Source organism: Ruegeria sp. BG8, assembly GCF_056538325.1.
This window is the reverse complement of the sequence record NZ_JBQFSZ010000007.1, coordinates 22,808-48,071: the sequence shown is the minus strand read 5'-3', so window position 1 is coordinate 48,071 and position 25,264 is coordinate 22,808. Positions and strand designations below refer to the sequence as shown.

The 25,264-nt window shown below is 54.1% G+C and carries 17 protein-coding genes, 1 tRNA gene and 1 pseudogene; 15 read left to right on the top strand and 4 right to left on the bottom strand.

Features of this window, described 5'->3' with window-relative positions; genetic code table 11:
• Positions 1–60: 60 nt before the first annotated feature.
• From ACR0DG_RS14390 to ACR0DG_RS14360, 7 genes are all read left to right on the top strand, one after another.
• Positions 61–240 carry a helix-turn-helix transcriptional regulator gene (locus ACR0DG_RS14390; RefSeq protein WP_480699491.1) on the top strand — a complete coding sequence of 60 codons (180 nt, stop codon included), beginning with the start codon at positions 61–63 and terminating at the stop codon, positions 238–240.
• A gap of 108 nt (positions 241–348) precedes the next feature.
• Positions 349–585 (top strand): hypothetical protein, encoded by a 237-nt coding sequence (locus tag ACR0DG_RS14385; RefSeq protein ID WP_480699493.1) that lies wholly within the window; start codon positions 349–351, stop codon positions 583–585.
• On the top strand, positions 582–1,457 hold the full coding sequence (locus ACR0DG_RS14380; RefSeq protein ID WP_480699495.1) for a DUF7146 domain-containing protein: 876 nt from the start codon (positions 582–584) through the stop codon (positions 1,455–1,457). Before ACR0DG_RS14385 ends, ACR0DG_RS14380 begins: the two co-directional genes overlap by 4 nt.
• Complete coding sequence (locus ACR0DG_RS14375; protein WP_480699497.1) at positions 1,454–2,950, top strand: YfjI family protein; 1,497 nt, start codon at positions 1,454–1,456, stop codon at positions 2,948–2,950. Before ACR0DG_RS14380 ends, ACR0DG_RS14375 begins: the two co-directional genes overlap by 4 nt.
• 477 nt (positions 2,951–3,427) lie before the next feature.
• Positions 3,428–4,297: a hypothetical protein gene (locus tag ACR0DG_RS14370; RefSeq protein WP_480699499.1), complete on the top strand. Its 870-nt coding sequence runs from the start codon at positions 3,428–3,430 to the stop codon at positions 4,295–4,297.
• Between the two features lie 2,281 nt (positions 4,298–6,578).
• Positions 6,579–7,766: a hypothetical protein gene (locus tag ACR0DG_RS14365; protein ID WP_480699501.1), complete on the top strand. Its 1,188-nt coding sequence runs from the start codon at positions 6,579–6,581 to the stop codon at positions 7,764–7,766.
• Between the two features lie 30 nt (positions 7,767–7,796).
• Positions 7,797–13,070 (top strand): lipase family protein, encoded by a 5,274-nt coding sequence (locus ACR0DG_RS14360; RefSeq protein WP_480707195.1) that lies wholly within the window; start codon positions 7,797–7,799, stop codon positions 13,068–13,070.
• Positions 13,071–13,601: 531 nt separating this feature from the next.
• Here ACR0DG_RS14360 and ACR0DG_RS14355 read toward each other — a convergent pair.
• Positions 13,602–13,829, bottom strand: coding sequence for a carboxymuconolactone decarboxylase family protein (locus ACR0DG_RS14355; protein ID WP_480707213.1), 228 nt, complete (start codon positions 13,827–13,829; stop codon positions 13,602–13,604).
• A 38-nt stretch (positions 13,830–13,867) separates the two neighbouring features.
• A pseudogene (locus ACR0DG_RS14350) lies at positions 13,868–13,972 on the bottom strand (carboxymuconolactone decarboxylase family protein); the annotation flags it as partial.
• Between ACR0DG_RS14350 and ACR0DG_RS14345 the strand changes: the two are divergent.
• Positions 13,962–14,141: a hypothetical protein gene (locus tag ACR0DG_RS14345; protein WP_480707193.1), complete on the top strand. Its 180-nt coding sequence runs from the start codon at positions 13,962–13,964 to the stop codon at positions 14,139–14,141. The pseudogene ACR0DG_RS14350 and the gene ACR0DG_RS14345 overlap by 11 nt on opposite strands.
• Entirely contained in the window at positions 14,138–14,437 is a 300-nt protein-coding gene (locus tag ACR0DG_RS14340) for a hypothetical protein (protein ID WP_480700346.1), read from the top strand. The genes ACR0DG_RS14345 and ACR0DG_RS14340 overlap by 4 nt, the downstream gene beginning before the upstream one ends.
• A gap of 182 nt (positions 14,438–14,619) precedes the next feature.
• Here ACR0DG_RS14340 and ACR0DG_RS14335 read toward each other — a convergent pair.
• Positions 14,620–14,706: transfer RNA gene (locus ACR0DG_RS14335), tRNA-Leu, on the bottom strand.
• A 199-nt stretch (positions 14,707–14,905) separates the two neighbouring features.
• Here ACR0DG_RS14335 and ACR0DG_RS14330 point away from each other — a divergent pair.
• The gene (locus ACR0DG_RS14330) at positions 14,906–15,889 is read left to right on the top strand and encodes a complex I NDUFA9 subunit family protein (protein ID WP_480700347.1); all 984 of its coding nucleotides are present in this window, start codon (positions 14,906–14,908) and stop codon (positions 15,887–15,889) included.
• 4 nt (positions 15,890–15,893) lie between these two features.
• On the opposite strand, the gene ACR0DG_RS14325 is transcribed toward ACR0DG_RS14330, so the two are convergent.
• Positions 15,894–16,697, bottom strand: coding sequence for an undecaprenyl-diphosphate phosphatase (locus ACR0DG_RS14325; protein WP_480700348.1), 804 nt, complete (start codon positions 16,695–16,697; stop codon positions 15,894–15,896).
• A 230-nt stretch (positions 16,698–16,927) separates the two neighbouring features.
• On the opposite strand from ACR0DG_RS14325, the gene ACR0DG_RS14320 reads away from it, so the two are divergent.
• From ACR0DG_RS14320 to mtgA, 5 genes are all read left to right on the top strand, one after another.
• Complete coding sequence (locus tag ACR0DG_RS14320; RefSeq protein WP_480700349.1) at positions 16,928–18,361, top strand: NAD(P)-dependent oxidoreductase; 1,434 nt, start codon at positions 16,928–16,930, stop codon at positions 18,359–18,361.
• A 27-nt stretch (positions 18,362–18,388) separates the two neighbouring features.
• Positions 18,389–18,826 carry a GFA family protein gene (locus ACR0DG_RS14315; protein ID WP_480700350.1) on the top strand — a complete coding sequence of 146 codons (438 nt, stop codon included), beginning with the start codon at positions 18,389–18,391 and terminating at the stop codon, positions 18,824–18,826.
• On the top strand, positions 18,823–23,355 hold the full coding sequence (gene gltB, locus ACR0DG_RS14310) for a glutamate synthase large subunit (RefSeq protein WP_480700351.1): 4,533 nt from the start codon (positions 18,823–18,825) through the stop codon (positions 23,353–23,355). The genes ACR0DG_RS14315 and gltB overlap by 4 nt, the downstream gene beginning before the upstream one ends.
• Before the next feature lie 184 nt (positions 23,356–23,539).
• Complete coding sequence (locus ACR0DG_RS14305; protein ID WP_480700352.1) at positions 23,540–24,490, top strand: Hint domain-containing protein; 951 nt, start codon at positions 23,540–23,542, stop codon at positions 24,488–24,490.
• Between the two features lie 39 nt (positions 24,491–24,529).
• Entirely contained in the window at positions 24,530–25,264 is a 735-nt protein-coding gene (gene mtgA, locus ACR0DG_RS14300) for a monofunctional biosynthetic peptidoglycan transglycosylase (protein WP_480700353.1), read from the top strand.

Genomic DNA, 25,264 nt, shown 5'->3' with positions numbered 1-25,264 from the left:
ACAGCCCAAAAATAAACCCACCCTTCCTGCATGTTCCACCCCATGCAGGAGATACCCGATATGCTGGAGAAACACTATCGCCGGACAGAGATTGAAGAAATCACCGGCCTGAGCCGCAGCGCGATTTACGACATGATGGACAAGGGCGACTTCCCCCGCCCGATCCGAATGGGCAACAAGTCCGTGCGCTGGCCCGAAAGCAAAATTTCGGAATGGTTGGCGCAGCGCCCCGCTGCCTAACGAGAAACCCGCACCTGACAGGACAGGCGCGGGCGGAAGACTTGGGGATAATCGACACCCTGAATTCTAGCCGCTTTCGGCCTGCCCTGCAAATGCAAGGTAGAGACAATGAGCAGTAGAAAAGCACGACGCGCATGGATCGCTGCCCTTCGCAAACACACACGCAAGGGCAAGATCGTAAAACTAGAAGTACGGCACGATAATCGTTGCCTGATTTACTCCGCAGAACGGATTTGCACCTGCGATCCGCACCGCGTCATTCTGGATAAGAACGGCAAGGTTGTGGAGGCGATCCACGGCGCAGGCCACTACGATCCGATGGAGCTGGTGGGGGTTATGCCATGAACTCTCAAACCAGCGCCGAAACCCTTACTTTCAACCTCGGCGGTGTCTGGCGCGCTGGGCGCGGTTCTGCGCCATGCCCGGTTTGCCAGCCTGAGCGCCGCCGAGACCAGAACGCGCTTTCTATCACGGCATCTGACGGCAAGCTGCTGCTGTATTGCTTCAAGGGTCGGTGCAGCTTTGCAGACATTGCCAGCGCCGCAAATATTCCGCCCGGCCAAACGCAGATTGATCCTGAAGCACAAAGGCAGGCTGACGAAAAGCGGGCCGAATACGAGGCCAACAAACTCAGGCAGGCGCGCGGCCTGTGGGAAGCGTCCCGCCCGATCGAGGGCACCAAGGCTGAGACTTATCTGAGGGGCCGGGGTATTGCCTGCCCCCTGCCGCCGTCCCTGCGCTTTGCGCCGGATCTGTTCCACGGCCCGTCTACGACTTGGTGCATGGCAATGGTCGCCAACGTTTCGACCGGCGGGGTTCACCGGACGTTTTTTGACAAGAAAGGCAATCGCCTTGAGAAGAACGCCAAGATGATGTTGGGGCCGTGTTCTGGCGGTGCTGTGGCCTTATCAGGGACCGAGGGGCAGCTTGTGGTGTGCGAGGGCATCGAGACGGGACTATCGCTTCTGTCCGGCCTGCTGAGCGGTCCTGCTACCGTCTGGGCCGCGCTCTCCAGCCCCGGCATGAAAGCCCTTAACCTGCCTCTGACGCCCGGCAAGCTGACCATAGCAACGGATGGCGACACAGCGGGCGCAGAAGCAGGCAATGCTTTGGCGTCTCGGGCCTCTGCCCTTGGCTGGGACGTGTCCCTTCTGCCAGCCCCCAGTGGCCGCGATTGGAACGACGTTCTGCGCGGCAAGAAAGGCGGTGCGGTATGAATACGATCACCCCTATTCCATACACTCCTGAAGGTCCGCAACCGCTCATACGGGAGACACCCCAAGGTCAGCCCTACCCGGTGGACGCTCTGGGACCGCTCAAGGCCGCAGTTGAGGCTGTGCAGGCCAATACTGGGGCACCCGTTGCTATTCCCGCGCAAAGCGCCTTGTCCGTCGCCTCTCTGGCGGTTCAGGGCTTTGCCGATGTGGAAACGCTGGCTGGGTTTGCCCCCACCTCTCTTTATGCCCTGACCATAGCCAGGAGCGGGGAACGTAAATCAAGCTGTGACAGGCAGTTCATGCGTTCTCTGCGTGACCACGAACGCGACCGCGAGGCAGAGCGCAGGGACGCCATGACAAAGTGGCAGAACGACGTTGCTCTGTGGCGACAGTCTCGTGACTCGATTGTTGGCCAGATGAAAAAGAAAGGTGGTGACAAGGAAGCCGCCAAGGCCGATCTGGCCGCGCTGGGTGGTGAACCAGCGGCCCCGCCGTCACAATCGCGTACCGCGAGCGAACCGACATTCGAAGGACTGACCAAGTTGTTCATCGAGGGGCAACCGTCTCTGGGTCTTTTCTCAGATGAGGGCGGGCAATTCCTTGGCGGTCACGGCATGAACAGCGACAACAAGCAGAAAACTCTGGCTGGGCTGAATGGCCTTTGGGACGGTTCACCGATCCGCCGCACCCGCGCCGGGGATGGGGCGACAACGCTCTACGGCAAACGCATGGCGTTGCATCTCATGGTTCAGCCAGAGGTGGCCCACGGGGTAATGTCCGATACACTGGCGGGCGGCATAGGGTTTCTACCCCGTTGCCTGATTTGCGAGCCGCTCAGCACCATTGGAAAGCGGGTTTCGTCGTCACTGCGTTACGATACAGCGCCAGTTGAAGCGTTCGCGTCCAGACTCCATGCGATCCTGAGCCGGGTCATGCCCATGCGTGACCCAGATACACGCGAACTGGACCCGCGCACCCTGCACTTGTCACCCGCGGCCCGACATCTGCTGACTGAGTTTTCAGACCACGTCGAGACAGCACAAGCACCTGGTGGTGAATTTGAAGGTGTCACCGGCTATGCTTCCAAGGCGCAGGAACAGGCAGCTCGAATTGCTGGCGTCCTGACCCTCTGGGCGGATCTGGACGCGGTCGAGGTGCCGGTGGAGGCGATGGCCGACGCAATAACGCTGGCTGAGTTCTATTTGAGCGAGGCCGCAAGGCTGGCCGATGGTGCGACCATTCCGCCAGACATTGCCCAGGCTGAAAAGCTACGTTTGTGGATCATAGGGAATTGGCACGAACCAGAAATCTTACCCGGTGACATTCTCCGGCTTGGCCCAAACAGCCTACGGAACCGGCGGGCAGCCAGTCAGGCCATTAACACTCTTTCGCAAACAGGTTGGCTAGTCCCGCTTGATGCAGGGGCGATTGTTCGCGGCAAGTCACGCAAGGAAGCCTATCGCGTCCAAAAAGGTGAAACCCATGCCATTTGATGTGAAGGCAGCTCTAGCCCGCGCGCTCGAAGCTGAAAAACAGAATTCCATAGGTTGCGACACTGCGAATCCCGCGAAACTTGCGAAACAAGGCGGAGATGACGGGGGTGGTTTCGCAGGATTCGCAAGTTTCGCAATTCGCAGCAGTCCAAATTCCGAAACTGGAACCCGTACCAGAGCAGACCAAGAAATTTCAGTTTCCTTACCCGACACCCCGACAAAAGGGGACAAAAGCCTTGATCGCAGATCCGCCATTACCTTTTGTCGGGTTCTGTCAGGGTGTCGGGTAGAGGAATTAGAAAAAAATCACGGGGACAAGTTTAGCGATCCGCCTCAGCAATCGGCCGGCGGACGCCCTGTCACATGGACCGGCAAGGTGGTCAGCCTGGATGAATGGCGGCGGCTATCGGAGTGGAATCGGCATGGCCCGAACGGTAGGGTGTGGGATGGCGCCACTCAGCAGTGGGAGGCCTCATCATGACTCGCCCCAGAGGATTCGCGCCGTGGAAGCCACAGGGCCGCACGCATGAACTGCTAGACCAGATATCCGAGGTACTGGACGAATACGCCGACTATTTGCCTCTGACGATCCGGCAGGTGTTTTACCGCCTTGTCGGACAATACGGCTTCGACAAGACCGAACAAAGCTATGCCCGGCTATGCGAGACGTTCAATCGCGGCCGCCGTGCTGGCCTCATTCCATTCTCTGCAATCCGCGACGATGGCGTGACCAGAATCAGCCCGACCGCATGGAGCGGTGTGGAAGGCTTCAAGGCCGCAGTGGCGAACACGGCAGACAGTTACCGGCTTGACCGCCAGAAGGGGCAGGAACGCCGACTATGGATCATGTGCGAGGCTGGCGGTATGGCACCCATGCTGGCAAGTGTAGCGCGGCCCTATGGAGTGCCCGTCTTGTCATCGGGTGGCTTCGATAGCCTGACCGCAAAGCACGACTTGGCGTATGAAATGACCACCCACACCGCGATTCCCGAGGTACTGCACCTGGGCGACTATGATCCAAGCGGCGTCCATCTGTTCTCAGCGCTTGCCGAAGACGTGACAGCGATGGTTAAGCAGATCGGCCCGTTCGAACCTGTGTTTACCCGTCTTGCCGTAACACCGTCCCAGATCGAGGCCATGGGCATGCCAAGCGCGCCACCCAAGAAGACAGACCGCCGGTCATTCGATGGTACGCGCACGGTGCAGTGTGAGGCGATCCCGCCCGACCAGCTGGCCCAGATCCTGAAAGAGGGCATCGAGGCGCGGCGCAGTGCAGAGGTAGAGGCCGAGGTCGTCGACCAAGAAACGCAGGATAAGGCACAGATCGGCGAGTGGTTGGCTATGTAAAGGAGGGGGGTGGTTCCAGACTTTCGGACGCCCAAGGGGACCGGCGCTGGGGCACTTCCGCACGATTTGCACGAATCTGGGTTTTTAAACTGGGGTAAAGTGACCAGTTCTGAACGGTCTAAGGCGCAGAATTGCCCAACCACCAAAATAATTGAACTGGGGATATGCAAAGAGGCTTGGGGTGTCGGTAAGCGGGCCAAAGCCGCTCGTTTGACCCCCACCCCTTCTGGTTGTTGATCTCTGTGAAAATGAAGATGGGCGGCGGATATGCGGGGAATGCGGCCCGATAACGCGACCCACCCCCCCGGTAGATGGAAGTCTGTGGAAGTTCGCCAATCAGCGTTTGGAAGTCGCCAGTCACATCGATCGGGACGAAACGCATCAGCAGCGGGCGCAAAATTGCGCTGGCCTGTTATCCGAAATTATTTCGGATTTGATATCGGACACAGTGGCCGTTTTGATATCCGCACCACGGTGCGGTTTTGCCCTGCCGTTGGGACCCCGGGTCCCACGGTCCAGTTTTTGGGACCATTTGGTCCCAAGTGTCATCCGATATATCTGATGTCGTAACGCGACCAATCTAAGGCCCTGCTGACGTCGTCGGACCAATACGCGCGCGCGAGGCCGCCAAACCCCAATGGAACCCATGGATCCCTAGTCTCCAAAGCATCAGGAAGATTTATCTGAGGTCACAACGCGCGTGCGGCAAGGGTGGCAGGGATACGTCATTGGCCTTCAACCGCATCAGTCAACATCCGCAGCGAGAAGGAAGAACCCCGCCCCGCGACCAGTCCCCTTCCCAAAAGCGGGGCATTGGGACCATCTCAGGACCCATCGCCTAAAGTGGCTGGCTTCGAAGATGAAGATAGAGAGGAAATACCCGCCCTGCGTCCCTTTCCCCCATAAAGCGGGGGTTTTGGGACCATTACTGCGGCCCGATATCAATGGGTTGAACCACTCACAGGCTGGGACTAGGCGGACTGACCCTTCGACATTGTCATCACGGCTGCACTTAGTAGTAGCGGGACAGTATCCCGGCCCATGCCTGCACATGCGCCTCTATATCCTCAAGACTCCACGCCCCAGTCAGTGAGTCTGCGCGGAATGGCCCCGCGCCTTTGGTAGGCACGCCCACGTGCGAATAGCTGATATGATATGCGCCTTAGATGCTGTCTTGTATCACGATGGCTTTCAGCCTGATCATGCTGCCGGTTCTCCGGTGCTGTACGTCTAGGTGATAGCGCGCTGCGTTGGGGTCTACTCTCAACATAGTCCCGGTCCTTTGTTGTTGCGGTGGCCTGAGTGGACCAGGGTTGGAGAATATCGACAATGCACGGCGTATTTGGCATCTGACTCGCCCATTGTGGGCGATGTAGCCGCAGGGCGTTTTGTCAATGCACGCCACAATTTCATAGGCACAAAGCGACGTTGGACGGGGTTATGTTGCTGCGCGGCGGACTGGCTGGCAGGGGCTGTTATCGGCAATAATTGCCGTTTTGAAAGTGTCCCAAATTGGGATGGTTTCGATATTCAACATTATTTTGGATTTGATATCCGCACCGCGGTGCGGATTTGCCCAATTCCTCAAAGTTTCTTGAAGACTTATCTCATGTCGTAGAGCGACCTAAAGTCAGACCCGGCTGACGTCATCGGATCTTATACGCGCGAGCTCGATCGACGGAGGCAAAAAGACTAACTTCTGCCTATAAACCTTGATCCTAGATAGCGAGTAGTATCTGATTTCGATTTACTAGGCACACAGTTCAGCAGCTATATGTGGTTCACGCGGCTGAGTATGTTTATTATTGTACAGATCTCTCTGTTTGACAGGGTGTTCTGATACATCTTGGAACGGCGACACTAGTAGAGTTGAAGCACCCTTCATACCGTTAGCGAAGCAAGCTGCTAAATCGGAAGGCACTTTAGTTTGAAACGATCCTTCCGGATCATCTAAGTCACCTTGATTGTAACGAGGAAGAACTCGGCTTGGACGAATTAATTGAACCCTAATATGACCCTTTGCTGTTGTTTGCAAAGCGAAGCTGCAGCCAATTGAAGGCGCTGACGTACTTCGCCCCAACATCTCAGTGAAATTTGCACAAGAACCAAGAACACAATTGCTATGGAACGCAGTTGTGCCGCTAATTCAGTCAATTTTCGTCCACGCGAAAGGTGCTTAACATTAAATTTCTGAAATACGGGGAAACCTGTATTGACGCATATCTAAAAACCACGCAGCCTGCCCCAAGGACAATATTTTAGTTCTTTTGAGGTTATTTTAGTGTTTCAGGTAAGACAATTTCTTATCCTTTCTGTCATTTCAGTTTTTTTGGGCGTCTGGTTGTTTGGTGGTCGGCTCAACGCCGACTCCCAGAACGACAATACAGCACAGGTGCGTTCTCCCTATTCGCATGTAATGAGAATTACTGCCGTGTTAGAATTCGATGGAGAACGCATCGAAGTTGATGATCTGATTGATTGTCAAACCAATTATGATGGGCCTGCTGAAGGAGCGGTAAGAGCAGGCTTTAGAATTTCGCGTGGGCATCTTGCCTATGAGACGCGAAATAGAGGCTTCCTCAAAATTGATTTCCAAGGAAACCTGTGCGCTGCTTATCCTTCAATTTGGGCCGACGCAGATGATGATATCATCGTGCCCCCGGCCTGGACACCGGTGATGAGCTGGTACGATCACAAGGATCCGGTTTATACCCGAAAAGGCGAGCGGTATTGGAGCGAAACGGCGCTCAAGAATCCCAATAGCCGTTTGAAAATCATAGAACAATTTTCGGTTTCGATACCGGAGCAAACTGAAAAAGCTATCGAAGAAGCGGCGCGACAAGATGCTGAAAGAAACATTTGGCGCCACACGGAATATCGCGTGCAAAACCGGAGTTTGGGTGTTCCAAAGCTTCCTTGGTATATCAAGGTTCCTAGTGAAGTCTGGTTAGAGCCCCCTGCTTATTTGCAGGCACCTGAGTTACGACCTGCAGATCATGAAGGATTAGTTGAGTTATTAACTTCTTTGCCCCGTGGCGATGGATTATTGTTGATCGGTGATCCTGACGAGTATGATCTTACGACTGCAATGCGGTTTACGATCGCAGATATGATTACTGGGCGGTCGGGAAGAATAAACACTATTTCGTATCACGGAATTCCTCAGAGAAACGAACCACGATGGGGTATGTTCTTGAGTGAAAAATCCTGGCAGCGCGCTCAGATCGAAAAGGAAAGAATACCTTTCTACGACGATTGGCTGCCACTGCAGTACAAAGACGGTCAGGTCATACTCCGCACTGACACGCCAGGAGTAAGGCACCACAGCCGTGATTACAATGATTGGTTGAAATCAGAAGATCGGCCGATGAACTTTCTCAACAAACCTTTCCTAAACGGCCCGTGGGGAAGAATCCGCGGAATCTACATTTTTGATTTGCAGACCAGGGACCTCTGGGTCCGTGGGTAACGTAATACTTTTTATTTAATTTGGTGTAAAATGACAAACTTAGAAATTTACGCAATGATGTCTTTGGCTGCTTATGACGAGCGCAGAAGCCCAGTAGATGACACAGTTGGGCCCATTGTAGGAGTACTCAATAGCCTCGAGTGGCAAAAGATAGCAGAAGACAACGTCGAGGGTGCCACTTGGTCTAACATTCCCGAAGATGGGTCCGAATACTCCCAAAGCGGAATGCAAGCGGACATTTGGGAACAGTCCACCTCAGGTGAGATCGTTATCGCCTTTCGCGGAACAGAGTCCTCACGCGCGGACTCTGAAAACGATGATTTTCGCGGAACTGACGGAGCTAAAGACAAAAGTACGCTGTCCAATTGGTCGTATATAAATAAATTTATCGCCCAGTTGGCAATTGCTAACGATGATCTGCGGGCAGACGTAGCGGATCAGTTTCTGGATGCCGTCACAATCGTGCAGGAGACAATTGATACCTATGGCGCAGAGAATGTCACGCTAACTGGTCATTCCCTTGGGGGTGCTCTCGCCGCGCTGGTTTCAATATACTTCGCTCTCGAAAAGAAAATAATTTTGCAGGCAACGATCATTGACCCTGCTCCTTTTGAGCATGAGGGTTTATTGGCCAATGCTGCTATTGGCTTCAACAACGACACCATTCCTGGCCCTTCCGAGCAGCCTGAGGAAGTGTTTTTGGTTGATAAAGCAGCCGATGCCTTAGAATACCTTACTAGTTACGACTATATTAAATATCACTACATAGACAACAGTATCACTGACACGGTGTATACGACACTTGATCCGCCGGAAGGTATTAGCGAAAACAAAATCGTCTTTTTGAATGAAGGGGAGGCGAAACCCGAGTTCCTTCATTCACCAGCGTTGCATCTTCTAGTAGCCGATCTTGACCGCCAGGAAAGACTTATGGCGCTTGAGGAGAAGATTCCTAACCTCTTGCGGTTATTGGAAGATGGCGATTTGTTGGGTTTGCTTGGCAGCGTTGACGCAGGCGAGCAAGGACTTAAGTCGGACTATAGCTACGATGTTACTCTATCGCTTTTAGCTATAAACCCAGTTCTGTTTGATTTGTTTGAAGCATCACTTAACTACGTGGCGGCTTCGGATGGGCTGCTATCAGAATTAGACGGTGTGTATTTTCTTTTGCAGAATTCCACTACAGTCTACGAAGATGCCCAAACACTCTTAGGTCCCAATGGAGAGCCACTTTCTATTAAAGAGTTCTTTGTTAGTTTAGGCCTTCAGGGCATTCGAGAATACGCTCGTAGCATCTCAAATGAGCATGAAGGCGGTATTTTATTCGATGCTGAAACACGTTTTTGGGGAAACGATGAACAATCAGAAGTAATTGCAACTCGCCTCGACGTTTATTCGCCACCATCACACAGTGAAGAAAACAGACTTGCTTTTGGATCTATACAATCAAAAGAGCTCTTCGCTCACCTAGCGTTTCCAGGGCACTCCACTGGATTCGCAAACCTAGTGCATGAAAACTTGGATGACGGCGTCGTTGTCACGGGTGTCATGGCAGAAGCAAACGGTGGCAATAACGCAACTTTCGAAGAAGCTGCGCTTACGAACCAAGTGACCGAGGGAGAGCACAATTTCGTTTTCTTGGGTGGCGCAGGGTCAGACAGGTTTAACTTAACCCTTTCAGGACACAGCTACGTCTGGGGAAACAGCGAAACCACGGCAACAGACGGCGATCACGCAAGCTTTGAATCTGTCGCGGTTCCTGATGATAAAGCTGGCATTTTTCTGGAGCAACAACCGACACAATCCATCAGAACATTGGACTTGGACGGTTGGAAAGCATATCGCGGAGACGCAGCGAACCCGTCGCATTCCGCCTTACTTTTTGACGTCGAACAAATAACTTTATCCGATGGAAACGACACGGCTTTTATCCGCGATCTTGGCGATAGCCGGATCTTCGGAGGTCTCGGCTATGACAGTGCTGTTGCCGTAGGTGAAGTATTGCCGGACCTGAGTGATGGAATTCAAGTTGACGACGCAACATCTACTGTTCCTCTCATTTTTGATTACCACGATCACTCCATCGAACATTTGGTTGGAGGTGCCGGAAATGATGTACTCTATGCAGCGACGTCGGAAGAAACCGCACCTCAAACGGTAACACTGACACTGCGACAGGATCCCAACGTAGATCCGTTAATCTATCCCGCACCATACCGCGACAATATAAACGATCACCTGGCGTTTGACTCGGGTAGCACAAGGGTCATCGACTATACCGGTTACAATATTGTCGAAGGCGGAGCGGGAGACGACGTCCTAAAAGCGAGCCCGACAGCAGGTGCAGATGGTAGTTTCGAAAGCTTAGATGCGTCAGAAACGGGTTACCAGAACAAGTCTTTGCTTTTGGGAGGAATTGGGAACGATACCTACGAAATCACAGCAGGGACCGGAAAAAAGATATTCTATTCCCAACACTCAATAGACTATAGCCATGTTTCTGCCGACTACACCGACTATGGATGGGAAGTCGAAATCTATGATGTCGACGGCGCGGGGAAGATCATTGTTGGTGGTATAGACATATCGCAGTTCGACCTTTTGCAACATGCGAGTGGACCATTACCAGCGAACCAAGCTTACTATTCGATTCGTGGGCCAAATGGGGAAGTTCTTGCGGACGCTGAGGAAGGAGGCCAGGTTGGCATTTTGGCTGGATATTTCGGAGCTGACCTGCACCTAACAGTTTCGACAAGCCCTGACGCGCCCGGCAACACCTCGGGAAAGGCACTGGCAAGCAATATTGTTATTCGGGACTTTACACCGGGCGACTTCGGAATTGACATGCTGAGATATTGGGAGGAGGCCTTAAGTTCTCCAAACCATATCACCTACTTCGGCGATCCCGGTGGCTATGCCAGTCATACAGTAGCCAGTTTGCAATACGGAGGCACTGACGTAGATGACGTCCTGACGGGTTCCTCGCAGGACAACACCTTATTGGCCGGTGCGGGCAATGACACAATTAGTGGCCAAGAAGGTCAGGATTTCCTGATAGGTGGGACCGGAAATGATACCCTAAGTGGCGGCCTCGGTGCGGACACCTACTTTTTTTCTTCCGGCGATGGAATTGACGTCATTAATGATTTCGATTTTCTGGAAGATGAATTGGTTCTTAATGAAAACGTGTTGAGACCGATCTCAATCCCCGATCAAATGACATTTTCCCAAATTGGTAGTGATGTTGTTGTGGATTATGGGGCTGGCGACACAGTGACATTGATCAACGTCGATCTGCAAGGATGGAAAGACCACGTTGGCGCCCCAACAGAGTTCTTCGGAACGGACCTGGCCGATATCATTGTTGGATCAGATGGTGAGGACTTTCTTTATGGTTTGGGCGGAGATGACCAACTGGATGGCGGTGAAGACAACGACTATCTTTATGGCCAGGACGGATCAGATACGCTGATTGGCGGTAACGGAAACAACTACCTATTTGGCGGCACTGGTGACGATTACTTCATTGCCGGTGCAGGTCTGGACTCCTTCGATGGAGGCGAGGGAACCGATACCGTCAGCTATTTGAACTCTTTAACCGGCATTGGTCTAAATCTGTATTCCCCGGCATCCTCGTTCGGATTTGCTCAAGACGATACATTCGAGGATATCGAAATCCTCCGGCTTACTAACTTTCAGGATAACGCCTTTTTAGACAGATCGATGACTGTCTTCGGTGAAGCTGGTGATGATGCAATTTTTGGCAGTGATCAAGCCGATGTTTTGTATGGCAATGCTGGTGTAGATCGCCTTGAAGGTGGCGCTGGTGATGATCTGATAATCGGAGGGATTGGAAACGATCGCTTGGAAGGTGGAGCTGGAAGCGACCTTTTCAAGCTGACTACTGGTGACGGTATAGATTCCATTTATGATTTCAACATCGATGAAGATAGCATCGAAATTGATGGTGACCTGCTGAACCCCAACATATTGCCAAATGGCATATCGCTTACGCAGTCTACTTTTTACGTAGAGCTTGCATACGGAAGCGGAGACATTGTTTTCCTACACAGTGTTGATTTGTCTGCGTGGCAACTAGCCAATCCCCCACCGAGTGACGGCATGGTAACCGGCACATCTGGAAATGACGTGATAGACGCTTCTTACGTTGATTCTGATGGAGACCGTATTAATGATAGCGGTCAAATCATAGGCGCTGGAACCGGAGACGACACAGTTTATAGCGGCGCTGGGAATGATCGGATTGATGCCGATTCTGGGAATGACCTAATTGTTTCTGGTGCAGGTAACGATAGAATTTTTGCGGGCTCTGGTGACGATACAATTATCTATCATTCCGGTGATGACTTAATTGCCGGTCATCATTCAAACAAGGGCACTGATACACTTGATCTAAGCCAATATAGTTCGGACCAAGTGAGTTTTTTAAATGACGGAAACAATACCTTAATTGAAACGCCCGACGGGACAATCACGCTGAGCTATCAGCATTACCATGATATTGGTGCGGATAGAACCAATATTGAATCCATCCTTTTTTCTGATGGGGCGTTGGATCAATTGGGTATCCGCGATCGCGGGGTCTCGGACCAATCGACGGAAGGTAACGACACTATTGAAGGAACTAAGTTTGGTGAAGTGTTTGTAGATAAGACAGGTAACGATAGAATTTTTGCGGGCTCTGGTGACGATACAATTATCTATCATTCCGGTGATGACTTAATTGCCGGTCATCATTCAAACAAGGGCACTGATACTCTTGATCTAAGCCAATATAGTTCGGACCAAGTGAGTTTTTTAAATGACGGAAACAATACCTTAATTGAAACGCCCGACGGGACAATCACGCTGAGCTATCAGCATTACCATGATATTGGTGCGGATAGAACCAATATTGAATCCATCCTTTTTTCTGATGGGGCGTTGGATCAATTGGGTATCCGCGATCGCGGGGTCTCGGACCAATCGACGGAAGGTAACGACACTATTGAAGGAACTAGATGGAGAGATCGAATTGATGGAGGCGAGGGGGATGATGTTCTAATCGGTCATAGTGGCGCGGATATTTTCGTCTTTAGAACAGACGAGGGCAATGACATAATAACCGATTTCGAAGATGATATAGATGTTATAAGCTTGGAAGGAACCGGCCTAAGTTATGCGGATTTAATAATCACAGATATGCCTAACGGAGCTTTGGTGGATGTAGCAGGAACGGGCACAATAACACTGGGAGACATAGTCGCTAGCTCTGTGAACGAGGATGACTTTGTTTTTGTGTAGCACAACAGTTTGCAGACTGAGAATTGTCGGAGATTTGGATCGTTTCCGGCTTGCAGTGTTTCAATCTGTTCATACAGCTTTCTTTCGAAACTTCGCGGGTATCGAAAACAACGCAGTGTACTCGCGCGCACGTGTGGGTGCACGCTGCACTAGGTAGCACCCTTTTCAAAACGCCCCATTTAACAGTCGGAAGTTCTTAAAAAACCTGATGTTCTGTAAGCTTTGCATGTAGCCCCGCATTCAGCACCTGATATGGTCAACCCGATTAGATTATGATGCTCCCAAAAGTATTGACCCAGCCCCTTGTCAAAAGGCCGGCCAAAAAACCTAAGCGTCCGGTACCCGGATAGTCCGCGATTGGATCGCGTTCATCGGACTTGAGGCAAGCGCTTATGGTACGCATTCGGCCCATTCCGGCCGTTCGCCCGTGTCTCAGTCCGTTGTCCGTTGTGACGCAGCCCGTCAAACCGGCCATTCGCTGCGCCGCAGAATCAGATGATGGAAGAAATCACAACGCGGACATTGATGCGTTCATTCTGTTCTCGGCTCCGGTAAATGGCTAAAGCTGATTGCCAAACGTTTCCATGCGTTTATCTGGGCGATGATAAGCGTCAGATCGACAATTTGTTGTTCGGAAAAATAGGTTGATAGCGCATCGTAGAGAGCTTCTGGCGCTCCATTCTCCGCCACCTTTGTAAACGCCTCCGCCCAAGCGAGCGCCGCTTTCTCAGCGTCGTCAAAGACGTCACTTCTCGCCAAACCGTAAGGCAATCAAGCCGTTGCTGTACTTCACCGGCTCGCCGTACCTTGTTGGTATGCAAGTCGACACAGTACGCGCAGCCATTGATCTGTGATATTCGAAGCTCGATGATCGCCCGTAGCTTGCTATCTATGGACGGCATATCTTTCTTTGCCGTTGCCATACTTCACGAGACCCACGATTGTCTGACGCTGGCGCTGGATGCCATGGACGGCGACCAGTCGAAACTCTGGCAGATGAGAGAGGCGCGCAGCTATATGCGCTCTGCCTTGCGCGATACTTGCCGCCTTCTGGGGGAGGAGCCTTCATGACTTGTGTAAAGCTGACTGACGGCAGTGTTATGCATTTGCCTGGAATGCCTTTCATCACTGACAGTACCAGCACCATTGAAGCCCCGACAGACGAGGAATTGGCGTCTGTGGTCCCCTTGATCCCACATGACGAGTTGCTGCTGTTCACGGTTCGCATAGTGCGTGGAGCGCGGAAGCGCAGACGTCAGGCCCGCTGGGCCAAGGTAAACGCCGCACGGTTGCACATGGCCCGCATGTGTATCGACCGCGCTTTGTCCGAGTGGCAGGCAATACAGGAAGTCGATCATGGCCCCTGAGAGACAGTATTTGTGCCTCTGGCCTCTTTGCGCGCGAATCTCCGCTAAAACGCGCTTCTCAAGCCATTCAGGACAGCCCCGGAACAACAGGGTATCGCAGTTCATAAGTGGGTCTATTAGTGGGGCTGGAAAATATTAGTTTTCCGTAAGGTTCTAATATTTATCAATTTTTAGGAAAATTATGGTGCCCAGGAGAGGACTCGAACCTCCACGTCCATACGGACACTAGCACCTGAAGCTAGCGCGTCTACCAATTCCGCCACCTGGGCAGGTGTCGTGGAGGGGCGTTTAAGCCCACCGACGAGGAGCGTCAACCGGATTCGGAACGTTTTTTGAAAGTTTTTTGACCCGACTCGGATTACGCCTCGAAATGTCCGGCGTTTTCATAAACACGCGGCGTTATTGCGCCTTGTTTGCTGCGGCTTTGGGCGCTAGATCGGATCAGGACCCAAAAGCAGGAGCCCTCTGATGTCCAAAATGGTCACGATTTATGGCGGATCGGGATTTGTCGGTCGATATATCGCGCGACGCATGGCGAATGAGGGGTGGCGCGTTCGGGTGGCCGTCAGGCGTCCGAATGAAGCGATGTTCGTAAAGCCATACGGCGTCGTGGGTCAGGTTGAGCCTATCTTGTGCAATATTCGGGACGACGCGTCGGTTGCACAGGCCATGCAAGGTGCGGATGCGGTGGTCAATTGCGTGGGTGTCCTGAACGAAATTGGCAAGAATGAGTTTGACGCCGTTCAGGCTGATGGCGCTGAGCGGGTCGCTCGTATTGCTGCCGAACAGGGCATAGCCCGAATGGTGCATATCTCGGCCATTGGTGCAGATGCGGACTCTGACAGCGCGTATTCTCGTAGCAAGGCCGAAGGTGAGGCCGGAGTGCGGGCTCATATGCCGGATGCAGTCATCCTGCGCCCGTCTGTCATTTTCGGGACCGAAGACCAGTTCTTTAACCGCTTTGCCGGTATGACAAGAATGGGCCCATTCCTGCCGCTTGTCGGGGCTGACACTCAGTTCCAGCCGGTCTATGTCGATGATGTGGCCAAGGCAGCGGTTCAGGGTGTCTTGGGGAACGCGGACGCAGGCACTTATGAGCTGGGCGGCCCCGAGGTTAAGACGTTCCGCGCCTTGATGCAGCAGATGCTGGGCGTCATAAACCGTCGCCGCGTTATCATAGGGATGCCCTTTTGGGTGGCCCGGATCATGGCAGGCGTGTTGGACATTGTGAAATTTGTAAGCTTTCAGCTGTTTCCAAACAGCATCCTGACCCGGGATCAGTTGAAAAACCTGCGCCGGGATAATGTTGTGTCCGAAGGGGCCAATGGCTTTGCTGATCTGGGTATCGAACCCGCGACGCTGGAATCCGTTCTGCCAGATTATCTGTGGAAGTTCCGCCCGTCTGGTCAGTATGACGACATTCAGAATTCGGCTAGCAACCTACGGACCTGATTATTTAACTGTAGGCGATAATCAGCAGGATTGCGCCGAGGATAACGCGGTAAATCACGTAGGGCGTAAAGCTGACACTGCGCAACAGGCGCATCATTAAAGTCAGGGCCAACAGGGCCGCGAAAAAGGCGAACAGAGCCGCGATCGCGCCCTCATAGGCAAGCTGGGCATCTGCTTCGCGGATTACATCGACAGATAGCAGCGCACCCGATGCAAGTATCGTGGGGATCGACATCAGCATGGCGATCCTGGCACCGTCTTCTCGGGTGTAGCCCAATCGCCGCGCGCCCGTAATTGTGATACCTGACCGTGACGTGCCGGGTATCAGAGCGAGCATTTGCCAAAATCCCAGAATAACTGCATCTTTCAGGTTCCAGTCTCTGGCCTTTTTGGTCTGCGGGCTGTGCTGATCCACCCAGTATAAAAGCAATCCAAATACCAGCATTGTCCAACCGATCACCGCCATGGACCGCAATGATTGCGTCAGGCCTGTCTCATAAAGGATTGTGCCCATGATGACGGTCGGTATTGTTGCCAGAATTAGTCCCAGCGCCAGCCGCGCCTCGCGCGTGTCCGAACGGCCTTTGAGCGCCTGCGGCAGGCCAGCGACTGCGAGTTTTACGTCGGACCAGAAATAAACAACCACCGCACCCAGAGTTCCAACATGAACTGCAACGTCGATTGCAAGCCCTTGGTCATCCAGCCCCGTCAGGTTCGGAAGAAGAATCAGGTGCCCGGACGAAGATATGGGCAGAAATTCAGTGATACCCTGAATAAATGCTACAAGAATCAACTGAAAAAGGTTCATTAAATTGCCCGTGCTGCCGCCACGTGTTGTTTTCGGTCAATGGGTATAAGTGTGCTGGCTAAAAGGAAAGAGAGCAATTAGGTCCGAATCGGGCCTAAAAGTTGTGTTAATTTGCTTTCTTCCTGTCTGAATTCCCGAATTTTTTGAAAGTAGGTCAGTATAATTGACTTTTCATCTCTACTATCATCTTTTAAAGAGGCCCGACCAAGCCAATTCATGGAGTCCGACCCGTGGCCAAGCAACCGATGCTGAAATTTGTGCAGATCGACCGTGTCATGCCCGAAAAGCGTGCCGCCGATGACCGTAGGGATGACTTCGATGAAATCTACGCCGAGTATGCGTCGGCCAAGGCGGAAGAGCAGGCAAGCCGGTGCAGTCAGTGCGGTGTGCCATATTGTCAGTCCCATTGCCCGTTGCACAATAATATCCCTGATTGGCTGCGTCTGACGGCAACGGGTCGGCTTGAAGAAGCCTATCAAACCAGCCAGGCCACGAATACATTTCCCGAAATCTGTGGACGCATCTGTCCGCAAGACCGCCTGTGCGAGGGAAATTGCGTGATCGAGCAGTCGGGCCATGGAACCGTTACCATTGGGACAATCGAGAAATACATCACGGACACTGCTTGGGACAAAGGCTGGGTAAAACCTGTTGTGCCCGGCGCTGAAAGCGGTGAAAGCGTCGGTATCATTGGTGCCGGGCCTGGTGGTCTGGCTGCAGCGGACATGCTACGCCGCGCTGGTATTCAGGTTACCGTCTATGATCGGTATGATCGCGCGGGTGGTTTGCTGATGTACGGTATCCCCGGTTTCAAACTGGAAAAAGACATCGTGCAGCGTCGCAACGACCTGTTGGCCGATGGCGGTGTCGAGTTCGTTCTGAACTGCGATGTAGATGATGCGAAATTCGCGGAAATCCGCGAAAAACACGATGCGGTTATTATCGCGACCGGTGTTTACAAGTCACGTGACCTGTCCATGCCCGGTAGTGGTCTGAACGGTATTGAAAAGGCCATCGATTTCCTGACAGCTTCAAATCGCAAAAGTTTTGGTGACGCGGTCGAGGATTTTGACAATGGTCGTCTGAATGCCCATGGCAAAAAAGTCGTTGTCATTGGTGGCGGCGACACGGCCATGGATTGTGTGCGTACCTCGATCCGGCAGGGCGCGACTTCGGTCAAGTGCCTCTATCGCCGCGACCGGGCGAACATGCCGGGCTCGCAACGCGAAACCCAGAATGCCGAAGAAGAAGGTGTTGTGTTCGAGTGGCTCAGCGCGCCCAAAGGGTTTACCGGCGAGGATGCTGTAAAAGGCGTCATGGTTCAGAAGATGCGATTGGGTCAGCCCGACGCAACAGGCCGCCAGGCGCCAGAAGTTATCGAGGGCGCGGATTATGTGGAAGAAGCCGATCTGGTAATCAAGGCGCTTGGTTTTGAGCCCGAAGACCTGCCCACGTTGTTTGGCCAACCCGACCTTCCGGTCACCCGCTGGGGCACCATCAAAGCGGCGTTCCAGACCGGCGCGACCGAGATGGACGGTGTGTATGCCATCGGTGATATCGTACGCGGCGCCTCACTGGTCGTTTGGGCAATTCGGGATGGACGGGACTGTGCCGACGCCATCATCGAGCGGTTCAGCGCGAAATCTGCCGTCGCCGCGGAATAACCCAAGCCCAGCTTCAGGAGGCACCAGATGCCCGAATTGCAAGGCCAATGCATGTGCGGGGCTGTCACGGTAACAGCTACTCCGGCGCGGGATGCGCTGGGTGCTTGCCATTGCGACCAGTGCCGCCGCTGGACCAGTTCGATGCTGGTAACCTTTCCGGCCGAGCCGGGATATGCGGCGCTGGGACCGGTGAAGACATTTACGTCCTCTGATTGGGCAGAGCGTGCATTCTGCGCCGATTGCGGCTCGGCCCTGTGGTATCGGATTACACTGGCCGGCGAGATGCACGGCCAAACGCAGATGGCGGCAGGTCTGTTTGAAAACGGTGCCGACAGCGCCCTCAAGTTAGAACTTTATATCGACAAAAAGCCCGACGGGTACGCGTTCGCAGGAGAACGTCGGCAGATGACCAAATCAGAGGTCGAAGCCATGTACGCCCAACCGGAACAAGGAGACAGCCAATGACCAAATATGATGCCGATTGGGTGCGCGCCGAAGAAGCCAAACGCAAATGGATGGCTGAAAACGCTCTTTACTCCGAGGAGGAAGAGCATTCTTCCTGCGGTGTCGGTCTTGTGGTTTCCATAGACGGCAAGCCTTCGCGCAAGGTCGTTGACGCAGGTATTGATGCGCTCAAGGCGATCTGGCACCGCGGTGCTGTCGATGCCGATGGCAAAACCGGTGACGGGGCAGGCATTCATGTCCAGATCCCGGTTCCCTTTTTCTACGATCAAATCCGTCGTACAGGGCATGAGCCCAAGCTGGATGAGCTGATCGCGGTTGGTCAGGTCTTTTTGCCGCGCACAGACTTCGGTGCGCAAGAACAATGCCGGACCATCGTAGAAACCGAAGTTCTGCGTATGGGGTACTATATCTACGGTTGGCGTCACGTGCCGGTCGATGTGACGTGTCTGGGTGAAAAGGCAAATGCGACTCGCCCCGAGATTGAGCAGATCCTGATCTCAAACTCCAAGGGTGTGGACGAAGAAACCTTTGAGCGTGAGCTTTACGTTATCCGTCGCCGAATTGAAAAGGCTGCGATGGCATCGGGTATCTCAGATTTGTATCTGGCGTCGTTGTCTTGCCGGTCGATTATCTACAAGGGCATGATGCTGGCTGAGCAGGTCGCTGTCTTCTACCCCGATCTGATGGATGAGCGGTTCGAATCTGCCTTTGCCATCTACCACCAGCGCTATTCGACCAACACCTTCCCGCAATGGTGGCTGGCGCAACCGTTCCGCATGTTGGCCCATAATGGCGAAATCAACACGTTGAAGGGCAACATCAATTGGATGAAAAGCCACGAAATCCGGATGGCGTCGGCTACTTTTGGGGATCATGCCGAGGATATCAAACCGATTATCGCCGGTGGTTCATCGGATTCAGCTGCATTAGACTCGGTTTTTGAGGTCTTGGTACGCGCGGGCCGTTCGGCTCCGATGGCCAAAACAATGCTAGTCCCGGAAAGCTGGTCTAAGCAAGCAATCGAACTGCCGCAGGCGTGGCGCGACATGTATTCCTATTGCAACTCGGTGATGGAGCCTTGGGATGGTCCGGCCGCCTTGGCGATGACCGATGGTCGCTGGGTGTGTGCAGGACTGGACCGCAACGGTCTGCGCCCCATGCGTTATGTGGTAACCGGCGATGGCTTGGTTATTGCAGGGTCCGAGGCCGGGATGGTGCCGATTGACGAAGCCAGCGTAACAGAGAAGGGCGCGCTGGGTCCGGGTCAGATGCTGGCCGTGGACATGAAGAAAGGTAAGCTCTACCGAGACAAGCAGATCAAAGACAAACTGGCCCGCGCATTGCCATTTGGGGAATGGGTTAAAAAAATCAACGATCTGGATGATGCGCTTGCCGGTGTGACGGAAACGCCGAAATTCACGGGCGAGGAATTGCGCAAACGCCAGATCGCTGCCGGGTATTCTGTCGAGGAACTGGAGCAGATTCTGGCCCCGATGGCTGAAGATGGCAAAGAGTCGATCGCCTCGATGGGCGACGACACTCCGTCTGCTGTTTTGTCCAAACAGTACCGCCCGCTTAGCCATTTCTTCCGGCAGAGCTTTAGTCAGGTTACCAATCCACCGATCGACAGCCTGCGTGAATACCGGGTGATGTCGCTGAAAACGCGCTTTGGTAACCTTAAGAACGTGTTGGACGAAGACAGCAGCCAGACTGAGATTGTTGTGCTTGGCAGCCCGTTTGTGGGTAACGCGCAGTGGGACAAGCTGGTTGAGACTTTTGGCTCACCACTTGCGGAAATCGATTGTAGCTTTGAGCCGGGGCGCGGTGCTTTGAATGCTGCTTTGGCCCGTATTAGAGCCGAAGCGGAAGAGGCCGTGCGCTCGGGCGCGGGGCATCTGGTGCTGTCCGACATGAATTCCGGTGAGGGTCGGGTGGCAATGCCGATGATCCTGGCGACCAGCGCTGTACACTCGCATCTGACGCGTCAGGGGCTGCGGACGTTCTGTTCGCTGAATGTGCGGTCAGCTGAATGCGTCGACCCGCATTACTTTGCCGTACTGATCGGCTGTGGCGCGACCGTTGTGAACGCCTATCTGGCCGAGGATTCGCTGGCCGACCGTATCGATCGCGGCTTGCTGGACGGCACGCTGACCGAAAACGTCGCGCGCTATCGCGAGGCGATTGACCAGGGTCTGCTGAAGATCATGGCCAAGATGGGGATTTCGGTGATTTCCTCCTACCGCGGTGGTCTGAACTTTGAGGCCGTGGGCCTCAGCCGTGCCATGGTGGCCGAGTATTTCCCCGGCATGACCAGCCGGATTTCCGGCATCGGTGTCACGGGTATTCAGGCCAAGGCCGAGGAAATCCACGCCAAAGGTTGGGACAGTGGTCTGGACGTGCTGCCCATCGGCGGTTTCTACAAAGCACGTCAGTCGGGTGAGACCCATGCGTGGGAAGCGACCTCGATGCATATGATGCAAATGGCCTGTAACCGCGCATCCTATGAGCTGTGGAAGCAGTATTCTGCCAAGATGCAGTCGAACCCGCCGATCCACCTGCGCGACCTGATGGATTTCAAACCGCTGGGTAAACCGGTGCCGATTGAAGAGGTCGAATCGATCACCTCGATCCGCAAACGCTTTGTCACCCCGGGTATGTCGTTGGGCGCGCTGTCGCCCGAGGCGCATAAGACGCTGAACGTGGCGATGAACCGGATCGGTGCGAAATCCGACTCGGGTGAAGGTGGTGAAGATCCTGCGCATTTCGTGCCGGAGCCGAATGGTGACAACCCTTCGGCCAAGATCAAACAGGTGGCCTCGGGCCGGTTTGGTGTGACTGCTGAGTACTTGAATCAGTGCGAAGAGCTTGAGATCAAGGTCGCCCAAGGCGCAAAACCCGGTGAGGGTGGTCAGTTGCCGGGTATGAAAGTGACCGATCTGATCGCGCGCCTGCGTCACTCGACCAAAGGCGTGACGCTGATTTCGCCGCCGCCGCACCACGACATCTACTCGATCGAGGATCTGGCGCAGCTGATCTACGACCTCAAGCAGATCAACCCGCGTTGTAAGGTCACGGTCAAGCTTGTGGCATCTTCGGGCGTGGGCACGATTGCCGCCGGTGTGGCCAAGGCAAAAGCCGATATTATCCTTATTTCGGGTCACAATGGCGGTACAGGCGCGTCGCCCGCGACGTCGATTAAATACGCCGGTCTTCCGTGGGAGATGGGCCTGACCGAGGCGCACCAGGTTCTGGCGATGAACAACCTGCGCGACCGCGTGACCCTGCGGACCGATGGTGGCCTGCGGACCGGTCGCGACATCTTAATGGCCGCAATGATGGGGGCCGAGGAATACGGCATCGGCACCGCCGCCCTGATCGCGATGGGCTGTATCATGGTGCGTCAGTGCCAGTCGAACACCTGTCCGGTCGGTGTGTGTACGCAGGACGAATCCCTGCGCGCCAAGTTCACCGGCAATGCGGACAAGGTCGTCAACCTGATCACCTTCTATGCGCAGGAAGTGCGCGAGTTGCTGGCCAGTCTCGGCGCTCGCTCCATTGACGAGATCATCGGGCGCGCGGACTTGTTGGCGCAGGTCAGCCGTGGTTCGGCACATCTGGACGATCTGGACCTGAACCCGCTGCTGATCACCGTCGATGGTGCGCATGACATCGTGTATAACCGCGACAAGGATCGCAATGCGGTGCCCGATACACTGGACGCCGAGATTGTGCGCGATGCCGCGCGGTTCCTGAAAGACGGCGAAAAGATGCAGTTGTCTTACGCCATCCAGAACACGCACCGGACCGTGGGTACGCGCGTCTCCAGCCATATCGTGCAGAACTTTGGAATGCGGAACACGTTCCAGGACGACCACCTGCATGTGAAACTGCAGGGCTCAGCAGGTCAGTCGCTGGGGGCCTTTGCGGCACCGGGTCTGAAGCTGGAAGTGTCGGGTGACGCCAACGACTATGTCGGCAAAGGTCTGTCGGGTGGTATGATCGTTGTCCGCCCACCGCAGGTCAGCCCGCTGAAAGCCGATGACAATACCATCATTGGCAACACGGTCCTCTATGGCGCAACCGATGGCCACTTGTTCGCAGCAGGTCGCGCTGGTGAACGGTTCGCAGTGCGCAACTCGGGTGCCAAGGTCGTGGTCGAGGGCTGTGGGTCAAACGGGTGTGAATACATGACGGGCGGCGTTGCGGTCATCCTTGGAAGTATCGGCGCCAACTTCGGTGCAGGTATGACAGGCGGAATGGCTTATCTCTATGATCCCGAAGGCAAAGCCAAGGCGTTGATGAACATGGAGACACTCGTCACCTGCCCGGTGACCGTGGATCATTGGGAAGATCAGCTTAAATCGCTTATCGAAACGCATCAGGCCGAAACCTACAGCCGTAAGGCGGCAGATATCCTACAGCATTGGGACGTTGAAAAAGGCAACTTCCTGCAGGTCTGCCCCAAAGAGATGCTGAACAACCTCACCCATCCTTTGACGTCCGAACCAACAGCCGTTCCGGCGGAATAACGGGTCAGCAAATTACAATCCAAAACCCGCGTGTCACTTGAAACACGCGGGTTTTTTCTATTTTGGCATGCATTTCATGGAATTCTTGAATTATTTCCCGCTTCGCGCCTAGCTAAAGCAACAGTTTCATTGGGAAGTGCCTTTGGCATCCACCCCAAAAGCGCGAACCGTAGGGAGCAGGCGCATGCCGACAACCTTCACAGACCAGTTCTTTGTGCTCGACCCGGCCAATCCCGGCGCGAATGGGACAGCACCGGGATCAACTCTGACCGTTCAGAAATTCGATATCGTCGATGAGAATGATGACAACCTGATCAACCGCTTGGATGACGACTCTGTCGATGGATCAGATATCACCGCGTCTTTTTTCGACGATATGGTGACCATCGAATTGTCCGATGGAACGCAGGTTACCTATACGGGCGTCACATTTTATCTGGCCGATGGGCGCGAGGTGTTTACGCCAACCGATGGGCAGGTGCTGCAGGACGGCACCTTCGTAAGCTCCTCGGTGACGGATTTCAGCGACGTTGGCGGGTCCTTTGGTTCGGTGGACATTGCCAATGGTGATCTGGGGCCGCCGTGCTTTACGCCGGGCACTTTGATCGAAACACCCGAGGGCCCACGCCGCGTGGAAGACCTTAGGCCGGGCGATATGGTGACCACATCCGATAATGGCCCTCAGCCTTTGCTTTGGGTCGGAAGCACGGTTGTCGAAGCGAAGGGTAAATTGGCACCGATCCGTTTTGAGGCGGGTGTTCTGGGGCTTACGCATGCACTGACAGTTTCCCCGCAGCACAGAATGTTGATCGAAGACTGGCGCGCGCAATACTTGTTTGGCGATTCTGAGGTGTTGATTGCTGCGCATTGCCTTGTGAACGGAACCACGGTCAAGCGGGTCGAAGGTGGTGAGGTCGCGTATTTCCATCTGTTGTTCGCGCAACATGAGATCGTGATTGCCAATGGCGCGAAAAGCGAAAGCTACTACCCAGGTCACGCGGTTTCGATGGCTGACCGTGAAACGCAGGCCGAAGTGCTGACTCTGTTTCCTGAGTTAAGTCAGGAAAACCCGGTTATGCCGGAAACCGTGCGCCCCGTGGTGCGTCCGCGCGAGGCTCGGGCGCTCGCGATTTAACCCGTTCCAAACCTGTTCCACGCGTCGTATAGCAACAGCATGGCAAAAAAAGCAGCGCGCAAATCGAGCGGAAAAAAAAGAAAAACGTCTAAGGCAAAAAGACCAATTTTCCAACGAATCCGTCGGTGGACGGGACGTCTGGTATTGGGGGCAATTGTCGTCGTGGTGGCGCTGATCGCGCTATATTCCGTCGTAAATCCACCCGTGACCCATACGATCTGGTCCGAATGGCGCAGGTTGGGCAAGGTTGAGCGGGACTGGGTGCCGATCGAGCAAATCTCCCCGGTAATGGCGCGTTCGGTCGTTGCAGCAGAGGACGCTAATTTCTGTCTGCACTGGGGGTTTGACGTTGAAGCAATCCGCGATGCGCTAGAAGACGGTGGAACACGGGGGGCGTCGACCATCACGCAGCAAGTGGTGAAGAACGTATTCCTGTGGCAAGGACGCAGTTGGGTACGAAAGGCGCTTGAGACATCGATGACCCCGGTTGTCGAGATATTCTGGAGCAAACAACGCATTCTCGAGGTCTATCTGAACGTGGCCGAAACGGGTGAAGGTATTTTCGGGGTCGAAGCTGCCGCACAGCGAAACTTCAATGTTCCGGCTGCGAAATTATCCGCGGTGCAGTCAGCACGGATCGCTGCGATTTTACCCTCGCCGCGCAACAGGTCGGTGACGGACCCCTCTGTCCGAACCCGCCGTCGCGCGGCTTCGGTACTGGACGGAGCGGCCACCATCCGCGCAGATGGACGTGCGGATTGTTTCGAGGATTGA